Raw genomic sequence first — 13,591 nt, forward strand, 5'->3', positions numbered from 1 at the left:
CGGCCACCGACTCGGCATCCAACAACTCACGCTGATCATCAGAACGACCCTGCACCCACTGATCATCCCGAAAACCCCAGCACAACCCACCCCGCCACGCGGGATTAATTCAGCAGGCTCCTAGGCGCCCACCCCTGACAAGTTAGGCTGGCCCGCTGTGATCACCCGGATGTCCGAGCTGTTCTTGCGCACGTTGCGCGACGATCCCGCTGACGCCGAAGTGCCCAGCCACAAACTTCTGATTCGGGCCGGCTATGTCCGGCCGATCGCGCCGGGGCTGTACAGCTGGCTGCCGCTCGGCCTGCGGGTGCTGCGCAGGATCGAGGCCATCGTCCGCGAGGAGATGAATGCGATCGGCGGGCAGGAGATCCTGTTCCCCGCCCTGCTGCCGCGCGCGCCGTACGAGACGACGAACCGGTGGACCGAATACGGCGACGGCGTCTTCCGCTTGAAGGACCGCCGCGGCAACGACTACCTGCTGGGGCCGACGCACGAAGAAGTGTTCACGCTGACCGTCAAGGGCGAATACAGCTCCTACAAAGACTTTCCGGTGCTGCTCTATCAAATCCAGAACAAGTACCGCGACGAGGCGCGGCCGCGCGCGGGGATCCTGCGGGTGCGCGAGTTCCTGATGAAGGACTCCTACTCGTTCGACATCGACGACGCCGGACTCAAGGCCGCCTATCACGCGCATCGCGAGGCCTACCAGCGCATCTTCAATCGGCTCCAGGTGCGCTACGTGATCGTGTCCGCGGTCTCGGGGGCGATGGGCGGCAGCGCGTCCGAGGAGTTCCTGGCCGAAAGTCCGGTCGGCGAGGACACCTTCGTGCGCTGCCTGGAATCCGGGTATGCGGCCAACGTCGAGGCGGTCAGCACCGCCCGGCCGGAGGCCAAGCCCGTGGACGGACTGCCCGAGGCGGTGGTCCACGACACCGGCGACACCCCGACGATCGCCACCCTGGTGGACTGGGCCAACGCGGCCGGCCTGGGCCGCACGGTCACCGCCGCGGACACTTTGAAGAACGTGTTGCTCAAGGTGCGCCGGCCCGGCGGCGAGTGGGAGCTGCTGGCCATCGGCCTGCCGGGCGACCGCGAGGTCGACGACAAGAGGCTGGGCGCCGCGCTGGAACCGGCCGACTATGCATTGCTCGACGACTCCGACTTCGCCAGATACCCATTCCTGGTGAAGGGTTACATCGGCCCGAAGGCACTGCGGGACAACGGCGTTCGCTACCTCGTCGACCCACGGGTGGTGGACGGCACCAGCTGGATCACCGGGGCGGACGAGCCCGGCCGGCACGTCGTCGGCCTGGTGGCCGGCAGGGATTTCACCGCCGACGGCACCATCGAGGCCGCCGAGGTGCGCGACGGCGATCCGTCTCCCGACGGCGCCGGCCCGCTGGTGGCGGCCCGGGGCATCGAGGTCGCGCACATCTTCCAGCTCGGCCGCAAATACACCGACGCGTTCGCCGCCGACGTGCTCGGTGAGGACGGCAAGCCGGTGCGGCTGACCATGGGGTCCTACGGACTCGGGGTGTCGCGGATGGTGGCGGTGATCGCCGAGCAGCACCACGACGAGCTGGGCCTGCGCTGGCCGTCTTCGATCGCGCCGTTCGGCGTCCACCTGGTGATCGCCAACAAGGACGCGGACGCCCGCACCGGGGCCACCGCGCTGGCCGCCGACCTGGACCGGTTGGGCGTCGAGGTGCTGCTCGACGACCGTCAAGCATCACCGGGGGTCAAGTTCAAGGACGCCGAGTTGCTGGGCGTGCCATGGATCCTGGTGGTGGGTCGCGGCTGGGGCAACGGCGTGGTGGAGCTGCGCGACCGCTTCAGCGGACAGACGCGCGAGCTGGCCACCGGGCCGTCGCTGGCCACCGACGTCGTGGCGGCCCTGACCGGGTAGGGCTGAAAACTCTTGCGCCGCTAGTCGTTTCCGCCGGGGAAGCTCGTCGTGATGGGCCAGGCGCCCAGCACCCGGTTCCACCGGGCGGCCATCACCGCGCTTTGCGTCAGTGCCGTGGCGGCGAACGCGCGGTCGTCGGCCGTCTCGGCGTGCTCGATCACCACGCGCCAGGCCGACGCGCCATCGTTTTCCATCCGCGCCGCCAGCCGCGCCGCATCCGCCGCGCTGCCCACCAGGATCGGCAACTGGTAGCCGGGGGCGGCGACCGGCGCGTTGACCTTGCGGGCGGTCAGCATCGCGATCACGTCGTCTCGGCGCTGGCGGTGCTGGGACAGGGCTTCCACCACCAGGCCGTTGACGCTGGGCGGCGACAACGCCGAGACCATGCCGTAGCCGTAGATCGTCGAGTGTTCGACGGCCAGCGCGTCGCACAGCGCCGCGTTGTCCGCGTCCTTGCCGGAGCTCATATCGACGGGCCCCCGGGCACCAGGGCGACCGTGTACGACGCGGTGCAGGACGCGATGATCGAGGCGAGCAACCCCGCGCGGTAGCCGGATTCGCCCGCCACCAGTCGGCTGGCGCTGTCCGCGGAGGCGCGCAAGGCGTTGATCACGTCGGACACCGGCGGGGGAGGCGGCGGCGGCCCCGCCGGTTCGGCGGGGCTCGGGCTGGGGGTTGTCGTCTCGCTGGTCGAGGAGGCGGTGATCTTGCCGGCGGCCCGCGAGATCTCCGTGGACAGGGCGCGGGCGTGCGCGGCGCGCTGACTCGCGACCACCGTCAGCGCGGCGGCGATCTGCGGTGGGTTGCCGACGGCCGCCGCGGCGGCACCGGCCAGCGCGCTGTCCTTGCGAGCCTGGTCCAGCGGCCCCAGCAGCTCTTCGACGGACGGCTGCTTGGGCGGGGACTCGCCACAGGCGGAGGTCACCACCCCGAGCGCAGCCAGAGCCGCGCCGCCGGCGAGCACGCCCCGCCGGTTGACGACCGGAAATGCGCTAGACACAAACACATCCTGCCATCGGTGCGGGGGTGGGTACGAAGCCAGGACGCGATCCGGCCGTCAGACGCGATTCCTGGCGTATCGTTGATAGCTGCTCTCGCGGAACGGCAGCCTTCGCGTTCCGCCAGGACACTGGAGCCGCCCGCAGGGCAACGGGGCGGCGACGCCCTCCAGCTGACCGAACAACTCAAGATGAGGAGCTCGCCGTGACCACCGGGCTACCTTCGCAGACGCAGGTGATCGAGCTACTCGGTGACGAGTTCGCGCGCGCTGGATACGAGATCGAAGACGTGGTCATCGACGCCCGGACGCGCCCGCCGCGGATCATGGTCGTCGCCGACGGTGACAAAGCGCTCGACCTGGACACCATAGCGACGCTGTCGCGCTCGGCGTCGGCTTTGCTGGACGGCCTCGACGAGGTCGCGGACCGCTATGTGCTCGAGGTGAGTTCGCCGGGCGTGGACCGCCCGCTGACCAGTGCAAAGCATTTCCGTCGCGCCCGTGGCCGCAAGGTCGACGTCGTCCTCGCGGACGGTGCGCGACTGACCGGTCGCGTCGGCGAGACGCGCGGTGACACCGTCGCGCTGGTGGTCCGCGCAGGACGGGACTACCGGGTGCGCGAGCTCCCGCTCGCCGATATCGCCAAAGCCGTTGTCCAGGTGGAGTTTTCGCCCCCAGCCCAAGCGGAGTTGGACCTGGCGGGCCAGGCCGACAGGACGGAGGCCGGAGCATGAACCGCGCCGGCGACGATGCAGAGCGTAGCGATGAAGAGGAGCGGCGCTGATGAACATCGACATGGGCGCGCTGCACGCCATCGAGGTGGATCGCGGCATCTCCGTCAACGAGCTGCTCGAGACGATCAAGTCGGCGCTGCTCACCGCCTACCGGCACACCGAGGGCCACCAGAACGACGCGCGCATCGAGATCGACCGCAAGACCGGCGTCGTCAAGGTCGTCGCCCGCGAGACCGACGAGGACGGCAACGTCATCAGCGAATGGGACGACACCCCCGAGGGTTTCGGCCGCATCGCCGCCACCACCGCCCGTCAGGTCATGCTGCAGCGGTTTCGGGACGCGGAGAACGAGCGCACCTACGGTGAGTTCTCCACCCGCGAGGGTGAGATCGTCGCGGGCGTCATTCAGCGGGACAACCGCGCCAACGCCCGCGGCCTGGTCGTCGTCCGGATGGGCACCGAGACAAAGGCCTCCGAAGGCGTGATCCCGGCGGCCGAACAGGTGCCCGGCGAGAGCTACGAACACGGCAACCGGGTGCGCTGCTACGTCATCGGCGTGACCCGCGGGTCCCGGGAGCCGCTGATCACGCTGTCCCGAACGCATCCCAACCTGGTCCGCAAGCTGTTCTCCCTGGAAGTCCCCGAGATCGCCGACGGGTCGGTGGAGATCGTGGCGGTGGCCCGGGAGGCCGGCCACCGCTCCAAGATCGCGGTGAAGTCCAACGTTCCCGGGCTGAACGCGAAAGGGGCCTGCATCGGCCCGATGGGCCAGCGGGTCCGCAACGTGATGAGCGAGCTTTCCGGGGAGAAGATCGACATCATCGACTACGACGAGGACCCGTCCCGCTTCGTGGCCAACGCGCTGTCGCCGGCCAAGGTGGTCTCGGTCTCGATCATCGACCCGAACGCCCGCGCCGCGCGCGTGGTGGTTCCCGACTTCCAGCTGTCCCTGGCCATCGGCAAGGAGGGCCAGAACGCGCGGTTGGCCGCGCGCCTCACCGGGTGGCGCATCGACATCCGCGGCGATACGCCGGGGGCGTCGGAGTCGCATTCGGAGAGCCACCCCGAACACGGGGCCACCCACGGGATGGCGCACGACCGGTAGCGGATCCCGCGCGCACCGTTGGGCGGTTCTGACCATCGGATAAGTGACGCTAGACTGAGCCATGATCCAGCGTGAGCCTTCGGCCCGGGCGCACAGACGTGTGGACGGACCTGTTCGGACGTGTGTCGGGTGCCGGAAGCGAGAGCTGGCCGTCGAACTGCTTCGCGTGGTGGCGGTGTCGGACGGGAACGGTGAATATGCCGTGATCGTTGACACCAGGGCCAACCGGCCGGGGCGGGGTGCGTGGCTGCATCCCGTACCGCAGTGCGTGCAACAGGCGATTCGGCGGCGGGCTCTCACCAGAGCGCTGCGCATCGACCGTCCACCGGACACATCCGCGCTGGTCGAGCACGTGGAAGCGCTCGACCTGCACGGCAACAGAACAGGTAGCAAAGAACATGAGCACACCGTGAAGTCCCGATGACCATGCGTCATAGCTAAACCCGAGGCGCGGCCCCACGACTGTCGCCTCTTAGACAGGAGATGTAGTGGCAGGTAAGGCCCGCGTACACGAGTTGGCCAAGGAACTCGGTGTTACCAGCAAGGAAGTTCTCGCCCGGCTGAATGAACAGGGCGAATTCGTAAAATCCGCATCGTCAACGGTGGAGGCGCCGGTCGCTCGTCGACTGCGCGAATCCTTCGGGGGCGGCAAGCCGGCTCCCCAGAAAACGGCGGCCAAGGCGGCCGCCAAGGCTCCGGCCAAGGGCCCGGACAAATCGCTTGACCAGGCACTCGACAAGGCCATCGGCAATGGCGAGGCCAACGGCGAAGCCGCAGGCGGGACGGCGACCGCCGCCGCCCAAGCGGCCCCGGCCGCGCCCGCGGAAGCGCCGGCGCGCCCCGGCCCGGTGCCCGGCCGCCCCGCACCCGGACAGCCGACGGCGCCCGCCCCCGGGCAGCCGGCCGGCCAGCCCGGCCCCCAGACCGGGATGACGCCGGGCCCGCGCCCGGGTCCGGCGCCGAAGCCCGGCGTCCGCACCCCGCGCGTCGGCAACAACCCGTTCTCTTCCGCACAACCCGTCGACCGGCCGATCCCGCGCCCGGTGCCCCGCCCCGGGGCGCCCCGGCCCGGGGGCGCCCGCCCCGGCGCCTCGCCCGGCAACATGCCGCCCCGTCCCGGCGGTGCCGCAGGTCAGGGCCGCCCGGCCCGGCCCGGCGCCCCGCGACCCGGCGGTGGTCGTCCCGGCGGTCCCGGCGGCCGTGACGGCGGCGGCGGCGGCGGAAACTACCGCGGCGGCGGCGGAGTCGGCGCGCCGCCCGGGGGTGGCGGCGCGGGAGGTTTCCGCGGCCGTCCCGGTGGCGGTGGCGGCGGCGGTCGTCCCGGTCAGCGCGGCGGCGCCGCGGGTGCGTTCGGCCGTCCCGGCGGTGCGCCCCGGCGTGGTCGCAAGTCCAAGCGGGCGAAACGCGCCGAGTACGAGAACATGCAGGCGCCGGTCGTCGGTGGCGTGCGGTTGCCGCACGGCAACGGCGAGACCATCCGGCTGGCCCGCGGCGCGTCGCTGAGCGACTTCGCCGACAAGATCAACGCCAACCCGGCCTCGCTGGTGCAGGCGCTGTTCAACCTCGGCGAGATGGTGACTGCCACCCAGTCCGTCGGTGACGAGACGCTCGAGCTGCTGGGTAGCGAGATGAACTACGTCGTCCAGGTGGTCAGCCCGGAGGACGAGGACCGCGAGCTGCTGGAATCCTTCGACCTGACCTATGGCGAGGACGAGGGCACCGAGGAAGACCTGCAGACCCGGCCGCCGGTGGTGACCGTGATGGGTCACGTCGACCACGGTAAGACCCGGCTGCTGGACACCATCCGGAACGCCAGCGTGCGCGAGGCCGAGGCCGGGGGCATCACCCAGCACATCGGCGCGTACCAGGTGTCCGTCGACCTCGACGGCACCGAACGGCCGATCACCTTCATCGACACCCCGGGTCACGAGGCGTTCACCGCCATGCGTGCCCGCGGCGCGAAGGCCACCGACATAGCGATCCTGGTGGTCGCCGCCGACGACGGCGTGATGCCGCAGACGGTGGAGGCCATCAACCACGCGCAGGCGGCCGACGTGCCGATCGTGGTGGCGGTCAACAAGATCGACAAGGAGGGCGCCGACCCGGCGAAGATCCGCGGCCAGCTCACCGAATACGGCTTGGTTGCAGAGGATTTCGGCGGCGACACGATGTTCGTCGACATCTCCGCCAAGGAAGGCACCAACATCAAGGCGCTCGAAGAGGCGGTGCTGCTGACCGCCGACGCCGCCCTGGACCTGCGGGCCAACCCCGACATGGAGGCCCAGGGTGTGGCGATCGAGGCGCACCTGGACCGCGGCCGCGGCCCGGTCGCGACGGTGCTGGTGCAGCGCGGCACGCTGCGCGTCGGCGACTCGGTGGTGGCCGGCGACGCCTACGGTCGCGTCCGCCGCATGGTCGACGAGCACGGCGACGACGTCGAGGAGGCGCTGCCGTCGCGGCCGGTGCAGGTCATCGGCTTCACGTCGGTGCCCGGCGCCGGTGACAACTTCCTGGTCGTCGACGAGGACCGCATCGCCCGCCAGATCGCCGACCGGCGCAGCGCCCGCAAGCGCAACGCGCTGGCGGCCCGGTCGCGCAAGCGGATCAGCCTGGAGGACCTGGACTCGGCGCTGAAGGAAACCAGCCAGCTGAACCTGATCCTCAAGGGCGACAACGCCGGTACGGTCGAGGCGCTCGAGGAGGCCCTGATGGGCATCCAGGTCGACGACGAGGTCGAACTGCGCGTCATCGACCGCGGCGTCGGTGGCATCACCGAAACCAACGTCAACCTGGCGTCGGCGTCGGACGCGGTGATCATCGGCTTCAACGTGCGCGCCGAGGGCAAGGCGACGGAGCTGGCCAACCGCGAGGGCGTCGAGATCCGGTACTACTCGGTCATCTACCAGGCGATCGACGACATCGAGAAGGCCCTGCGCGGCATGCTCAAGCCGATCTACGAGGAGAAGGAGCTGGGTCGCGCCGAGATCCGCGCGATCTTCCGGTCCTCGAAGGTGGGCATCATCGCCGGCTGCATGATCAGCTCCGGGGTGGTGCGGCGCAACGCGAAGGCCCGCCTGTTGCGGGACAACGTCGTGGTCACCGAGAACCTCACGATCAACTCGCTGCGACGGGAGAAGGACGACGTGACCGAGGTCCGCGAGGGCTTCGAGTGCGGTATGACGCTGGGCTACTCCGACATCAAGGAGGGCGACGTCATCGAGTCCTACGAGCTCGTCGAGAAGGAGCGCGCCTGACCACCGCCGACGATGCAGAACGAAGTGATGAGGAGGAGGCGGTGAATCAAAATGCCTGACCCGGCCCGGGCGCGCCGATTGGCCAAACGCATCAACACGATCGTCGCCTCGGCGATCGAGTTCGAGATCAAGGATCCCGGCCTGGACGGGGTGACCATCGTCGACACGAAGGTCACCGCCGACCTGCACGACGCGACGGTGTTCTACACCGTGATGGGCCGCACCCTGGACGACGAGCCGGACTACGCCGCCGCGGCGGCCGCACTGGAACGGGCCAAAGGCGCGCTGCGCACCCTGGTGGGGGCGGGCACCGGCGTGCGCTTCACGCCCACGCTGACCTTCACCCGCGACACCACGTTGGACACCGTGGCGCGGATGGACGAGTTGCTGGCGCGTGCCCGCGCCGCCGACGCGGATCTGGCGCGGGTTCGTTCCGGGGCCAAGCCGGCCGGGGAGGCCGATCCCTACCGGGGGTCAAGTGACGAGGACACCGGTGACGACGACCGACGCGAAGACTGAGCTGGCCCGCGCCGCGGGAGCCGGGGGACGCGTAGACGCCCGCGGCGCGGTCGAATTGCTCTCCGGCGCCGCGACTATCGCGGTGGTCGCCCATGTCCACCCCGACGCCGACACCATCGGCGCGGGCCTGGCGCTGGCCTTGGTGCTGGACAAGTGCGGCAAACGCGTCGAGGTCGGTTTCGCCGAGCCGGCGACGCTGCCGGAGTCGCTGTCGTCGTTGCCCGGTTGTCACCTGCTGGTCGGTGCGGACGAGATGCGGCGCGACGTGGATCTGGTTGTCACCGTGGATGTTCCGAGCGTGAAGCGGCTGGGCGCGTTGAGTGATCTAACCGGTCCCGGCCGCGAGTCGCTGGTGATCGACCACCACGCCTCCAACGCGCTGTTCGGGACCGCGAACTTCGTTGACGTGTCGGCGGATTCGACCACGATGATGATTGCCGACATCCTCGACGCGTGGGACAAGCCGATCGAACCGGACGTCGCGCACTGCATCTACGCCGGGCTGACGACCGACACCGGGTCGTTCCGCTGGGCCACCCCGCGCGCGCTTCGGCTGGCGGCCCGGTTGGTGGAGACCGGCGTCGACAACGCCGCCGTCAGCCGGACGCTGATGGACAGCCATCCCTTCACCTGGCTGCCGCTGCTGTCACGCGTGCTGGGCTCGGCGCACCTGCTGCCCGAGGCGGCCGGTGGCCGTGGGCTGGTGTATGCCATTGTCGGACATCAGGATTGGGTCACTTCGCGCCCCGAGGAAGTCGAAAGCATCGTCGACATCGTGCGCACCACGCAGCAGGCCGAGGTGGCCGCGGTGTTCAAGGAGGTCGACCCGCAGCAGTGGTCGGTGTCCATGCGCGCCAAGGCCGACGTGGACCTGGCGGCGGTCGCGTCCGCGTTCGGCGGGGGCGGCCACCGGCTGGCCGCCGGCTATTCGACGAGCGGGCCGATCGACGACGCGGTCGCGTCGCTGCGTGCGGCCCTGGGCTGATTGCCCGACTTTCCCCCGCAGGCGGGTGGTACCCCCACCGCACCTCGCTGCGCGAGCTGCTGCGTCGCCGGGCGGGGCTAGAACGCCCAGCTGCCCGCCCGCTGCAGCACGAACCCGTGGTCTCCGCTGGTGGTGTCCAGGCAGGCGACGAGGTTGTCGGCTCCGACGGCGCACGTGACGTTCAGGTAGGTCAGCTTCTGACCCGCGCCCAACAACTTGCCACCCGGCGGCAGGGCGGCCGGGTTGCCGTCGCATCCGCCGTAGGACATGCGGCTCAACTGGTAGCCCGGTCCCTTGAACTCGGCGGAACCCACCAGGCAATCGCCCGGGTGCGGGCGCCCGCCGAGGACGGGAACGTCGTCGATGCCGGGCATGTCGCCCTTGCACTTGATGTCCTGTGACGGCTGCGGCGCGGGAGCCGGTCCGCCATAGAAGTCGCAGGCCAGGGTGTACGGGGTGGAGAAACTGATCCGCGGCGGGGTGGTCGGACCGCTGCTGGTGACGTAGCCGTCCGCCGGGACGGGCGTGAAACCGTCCAGGTTGGGAAATCCCGCCGGCGGCTGCGCGGCCGCGAGCGGCGCGGGACCCGCGATTAGGGCCGCCGCGGCGAGCGCCACGGCGCACGCGAGCAGCCTCCCGATGACGTCGACGACCAAACGCATCAGCTGATCGTATTGGTTGCCCTCAGTTCACCCACAAGCCAGCGGCAAAAGAAGTGACATAACGCCGATGACCAGGCCCAACGCCGGCCCTTTCCAGGCCGCCGCGGCTAGCGGACCTGCGCCCGTCCCCGCTGCAGCACCGCTTCGCGGTTCGCGGCGATGTCGTCGCCGCTGGTCCGGAACTGGCGGGCCGCCATGGCTTCCAGCCACAGCTCCGCGCTGGTCTGCGAGTCGTCGATCCGGTGATAGGACGCCAGCAGCGCGCGCACCGCGTCCTGGTTGTTGCCGACGATCGACGCCGCCACTGCGCGGGCGGCGGGCAACAGCTGGTCGTGCGGCACCACCTCGGTCACCAGCCCGGCGCGCAGCGCATCGGTGGCCGACAGGTAGTCCCCAGTCATGCTCATCCGGCGGGCCAGGCCGACGCCGACCTTCTGCGGCAGCCGCACGCTCAGCCCCCAGGTGGGCAGCAGGCCGACGCGGGCGTGAGTATCGGCGAAACGGGCGTTCTCCGAGGCGATCAGGATGTCGCAGTACAGCGCAAGCTCCAGCCCGCCGGTCACCGCGGCGCCGTTGATCGCACCGATGACCGGCTTGCTCAGCGGTGGCCACCGCGGGGAGATGTCCGGCAGCGCCGAGGAACCGCCCAACTCCTTGAGATCCAGGCCCGCGCAGAACACCGGGTCGGCGCCGGTGACGATGACGACGTCGACGGCGTCGTCGGTTTCCGCCTCGGCCAGCGCCCCGAAGAACCGATCCCGCAGCGCCGAAGACAGCGCGTTGCGGGACTGCGGCCGGTTGAGGGTCAGGGTGCGCACCCGCTCGTCGGTTTCGATCAGCAGGATGTCGTCGCTCATGGGATCACCGTAAAGGGTCGCCGGCCGCGCCTATCGTTGAGGCATGTGCCGGAACATCACCGAGTTGCGCGGGCTGCAACCGTCGGCCACCGCCGAGGAGATCGCGGCGGCGGCCCGCCAGTATGTGCGCAAGGTCAGCGGGATCACCCGACCCTCGGCCTCGAACGCAGACGCCTTCGAGGCGGCGGTTGCCGAGGTCACCGAGACGACGACGCGGTTGTTGGCGGCGCTGCCCCCGCGGCGTCAACCACCCAAGACCGTCCCGCCGTTGCGAAGGCCCGAGGTGCTCGCCCGGCTGGCCGGGGCGCAATGACGCTCACCGCGACCACGCCCGCCCTCAAGGAGTGGAGCGCCGCCGTGCATGCCCTGCTGGACGGTCGCCAGCGGGTGCTGCTGCGCAAGGGCGGCATCGGGGAGAAGCGGTTCGAGCTGGCCGCGTCCGAGTTCTTGCTGTTCCCCACGGTCGCGCACAGCCATGCGGAGCGCGTGCGGCCCGAGCATCGCGACCTGCTGGAGGCGGCCGCCGCCGACAGCACCGAGGACCGCCTGGTGATCCGGGCAGCAGCGAAAGTCGTTGCCGCCGTGGCGGTTAACCAACCCGGTCGGCTGGCGGAAATCGAGGACCTGCACATCTGGACCGCCGAGTCGATCCGCGCCGACCGGCTCGACTTCCGCCCCAGGCACAAGCTCGCCGTGCTGGTGGTGTCGGTGCATCCGTTGGCCGAGCCGGTGGAGGTCACCCGGACGCCCGACTACGGCGGCTGCAAGAGCTGGGTGGAGCTGCCGATGCGGGCGCCGCTGGCCCCGCCGGTGCACGACGAGGCGTCGCTAGCCGAGGTCGCCGCCCGCGTCCGCCGCGCCGTTGGCTGACAGGTCGAGCGGGCCGACGGGCAGCAGCAGCCGGGAGCGCCCGTAGCGGACGGTGTGGGTGGCAGGTTCGGACTGTCGGCCCGTCAGAATCGGCTCGTCGGTGCCCAGGTTGCGCGCGTAGCGGGGAAACCAGCTGCCGGCGATCAGCAGGCGGATGCGGGAGCCGGCGCGGAAGCGGTGGGCGATGCCGTCGAGTTCGACGCGGACGGTCCCCTTCGACGACTTCTTGGCGGTCCGCAACCGCCGGTAGCCGTCGCTGACGTTCTTCGACCGTCCTTTGGCGTCGACCTCGCTCACCCGCACGAAGAGGTCGACGTGCGGAGTGTCGGCGCCGTGCGCCAGCTCGACGACCGGCGTCCCGTAGACGCACAGGTCGTGGGTGAGGGTGAGGCTGGTGAAGGCCAGCACGTCGTCGCGCGACGCGAGCCGGCTGTCGTCGCGGTACCCGCCGTTCGGCGACAGCAACGGGCCGCCCGTGGTGGGTGTCGGGTCGGCGGGGTCGTAGCGGAACGACGCCGGCGCCAGCCGCGCCAGGTCCGTCGGCGCGGTCTCACCGAGGTGGCCGCCGGGCCGCAGATACAGCGCGCGCTCGGTGGTGGCGGGCGGCCAGTCGGCCACGTTGCGCCAACCCTGGCCGGTGACATACGCGTGGACCCGGCCGGGCCGTTGCGGGGCGGGCGCGCCGCCGAGGTGGGTGCCCAGCCAATCCAGCGATTCCCGGGTGCAGGTGCTCAACCCGGTGGTGAGCAGCTGGGTGTGCGTCCAGGGGCCCATGGTGAGCGCGACGTCGACGCCCCGGCCGCGCAGATGCGCGTACTGCTGCAGCGTCTGCCTGACGAAGATGTCCTGCCAACCGCCGATCAGCAGCACGGGCACGTCGACGCGGTCCAGCGCGTCGCCGCAGCGCAGGGCGTCCCAGAACGGATCGTTCGGGTCGGTGTGCTCGACCCACGACTCGAACCACGGCGCGCCCGCACCGAGCAGCGCCCGGGCCGTGTCGCCCACCGGCAGCCCGAGGGCCGCCTGTGTCACCCGGCTGCGGTTCTGCAGCTGGCGCAGCGCCGACCGGGCGCGCACCGGGTCCTCCTGGTGGGCGACCATGTCGCTCCAGCCCAGGAAGTCGTTGATCGCGAACGAGCCGGTGCCCCACACCGACGCGTTGAAATCGTGCGGCCCCACGGTGACGACCGCCGCGGCCAGTTCCGGCGGCGGATCGGTCATCAGGGCCCACTGGGTGAACCCGAGGTAGGACAGCCCGATGGTGGCGAAGCGGCCGGTGAACCAGGGCTGCCCGCGCAGCCAGGCCACCGTGTCGGCGCCGTCGGCGGCCTCGTTGGCCATCGGTTCGAAATCCCCGCCCGACCCGAACGTGCCGCGGACGCTCTGCAGCACGACGTGGTAGCCGCGGGCCGCGTACAGCGCGCCGAACACCAGGGAGAACGGGAAGGAGCGCCCGTAGGGCCCCCGCGCCAGCAGGGTGCCGGCGGGGGAGGCGGTGTCCGGCGTGTAGTGATCGGCCACCAGCTCCACCCCGTCGCGCATGGGCACCGGGACGCGCTCGACGGTGTACTCGGTGGTCGCCGGCGGCAGGCCCAGCAGCCGGCCCACGGCCTTGCCGCCGAGGTGTCGCAGTGCGTGCAGCGTGGGCTGGGCGGGTCGCGTCGAGGTGATACTCACGGTGCCCAGGTTAAGACCCGCGCGG

The 13,591-nt window shown here is 70.7% G+C and carries 14 protein-coding genes; 9 read left to right on the forward strand and 5 right to left on the reverse strand.

Annotated elements, in window-relative coordinates:
- The first annotated feature begins 157 nt into the window (after positions 1-157).
- A complete protein-coding gene (locus H7J89_RS22585; RefSeq protein WP_264046900.1) occupies positions 158-1,906 on the forward strand; it encodes a proline--tRNA ligase in 1,749 nt (582 codons plus the stop codon).
- Positions 1,907-1,926: 20 nt separating this feature from the next.
- Here the strand turns inward: H7J89_RS22585 and H7J89_RS22590 are convergent, their stop codons facing one another.
- Positions 1,927-2,373 (reverse strand): ferritin-like domain-containing protein, encoded by a 447-nt coding sequence (locus H7J89_RS22590; protein WP_264046902.1) that lies wholly within the window; start codon positions 2,371-2,373, stop codon positions 1,927-1,929.
- Positions 2,370-2,906: a hypothetical protein gene (locus tag H7J89_RS22595; RefSeq protein ID WP_264046904.1), complete on the reverse strand. Its 537-nt coding sequence runs from the start codon at positions 2,904-2,906 to the stop codon at positions 2,370-2,372. The genes H7J89_RS22590 and H7J89_RS22595 overlap by 4 nt, the downstream gene beginning before the upstream one ends.
- A gap of 203 nt (positions 2,907-3,109) precedes the next feature.
- Between H7J89_RS22595 and rimP the strand changes: the two genes are divergently transcribed.
- The 6 genes from rimP (at position 3,110) to H7J89_RS22625 (ending at position 9,500) form a co-directional block, all read left to right on the forward strand.
- Complete coding sequence (gene rimP, locus H7J89_RS22600; RefSeq protein WP_264046906.1) at positions 3,110-3,637, forward strand: ribosome maturation factor RimP; 528 nt, start codon at positions 3,110-3,112, stop codon at positions 3,635-3,637.
- A gap of 49 nt (positions 3,638-3,686) precedes the next feature.
- The gene (gene nusA, locus H7J89_RS22605) at positions 3,687-4,742 is read left to right on the forward strand and encodes a transcription termination factor NusA (protein WP_264046909.1); all 1,056 of its coding nucleotides are present in this window, start codon (positions 3,687-3,689) and stop codon (positions 4,740-4,742) included.
- 175 nt (positions 4,743-4,917) lie between these two features.
- On the forward strand, positions 4,918-5,166 hold the full coding sequence (locus tag H7J89_RS22610; protein ID WP_308205141.1) for a DUF448 domain-containing protein: 249 nt from the start codon (positions 4,918-4,920) through the stop codon (positions 5,164-5,166).
- 64 nt (positions 5,167-5,230) lie between these two features.
- Positions 5,231-7,996, forward strand: a complete 2,766-nt coding sequence (gene infB, locus H7J89_RS22615) for a translation initiation factor IF-2 (RefSeq protein ID WP_264046912.1) — start codon at positions 5,231-5,233, stop codon at positions 7,994-7,996.
- Positions 7,997-8,047: 51 nt separating this feature from the next.
- Entirely contained in the window at positions 8,048-8,515 is a 468-nt protein-coding gene (gene rbfA / locus H7J89_RS22620; protein ID WP_264046914.1) for a 30S ribosome-binding factor RbfA, read from the forward strand.
- Complete coding sequence (locus tag H7J89_RS22625) at positions 8,490-9,500, forward strand: DHH family phosphoesterase (protein WP_264046916.1); 1,011 nt, start codon at positions 8,490-8,492, stop codon at positions 9,498-9,500. Before rbfA ends, H7J89_RS22625 begins: the two co-directional genes overlap by 26 nt.
- 77 nt (positions 9,501-9,577) lie before the next feature.
- Here the strand turns inward: H7J89_RS22625 and H7J89_RS22630 are convergent, their stop codons facing one another.
- Together H7J89_RS22630 and H7J89_RS22635 are read right to left on the reverse strand one after the other, a co-directional pair.
- Complete coding sequence (locus H7J89_RS22630) at positions 9,578-10,162, reverse strand: hypothetical protein (protein ID WP_264046919.1); 585 nt, start codon at positions 10,160-10,162, stop codon at positions 9,578-9,580.
- 107 nt (positions 10,163-10,269) lie between these two features.
- The gene (locus H7J89_RS22635) at positions 10,270-11,019 is read right to left on the reverse strand and encodes an enoyl-CoA hydratase (RefSeq protein WP_264046921.1); all 750 of its coding nucleotides are present in this window, start codon (positions 11,017-11,019) and stop codon (positions 10,270-10,272) included.
- A gap of 43 nt (positions 11,020-11,062) precedes the next feature.
- On the opposite strand from H7J89_RS22635, the gene H7J89_RS22640 reads away from it, so the two are divergent.
- Together H7J89_RS22640 and H7J89_RS22645 are read left to right on the forward strand one after the other, a co-directional pair.
- Entirely contained in the window at positions 11,063-11,332 is a 270-nt protein-coding gene (locus H7J89_RS22640; RefSeq protein WP_264046923.1) for a DUF2277 domain-containing protein, read from the forward strand.
- Positions 11,329-11,889 (forward strand): DUF1802 family protein, encoded by a 561-nt coding sequence (locus H7J89_RS22645; protein WP_264046925.1) that lies wholly within the window; start codon positions 11,329-11,331, stop codon positions 11,887-11,889. Before H7J89_RS22640 ends, H7J89_RS22645 begins: the two co-directional genes overlap by 4 nt.
- Here the strand turns inward: H7J89_RS22645 and H7J89_RS22650 are convergent.
- Positions 11,848-13,566, reverse strand: coding sequence for a CocE/NonD family hydrolase (locus tag H7J89_RS22650; RefSeq protein ID WP_264046927.1), 1,719 nt, complete (start codon positions 13,564-13,566; stop codon positions 11,848-11,850). The genes H7J89_RS22645 and H7J89_RS22650 overlap by 42 nt on opposite strands.
- Positions 13,567-13,591: the final 25 nt, after the last annotated feature.

This window comes from Mycobacterium paraffinicum (assembly GCF_025822865.1).
In the GTDB taxonomy this organism is placed as follows: domain Bacteria; phylum Actinomycetota; class Actinomycetes; order Mycobacteriales; family Mycobacteriaceae; genus Mycobacterium; species Mycobacterium paraffinicum.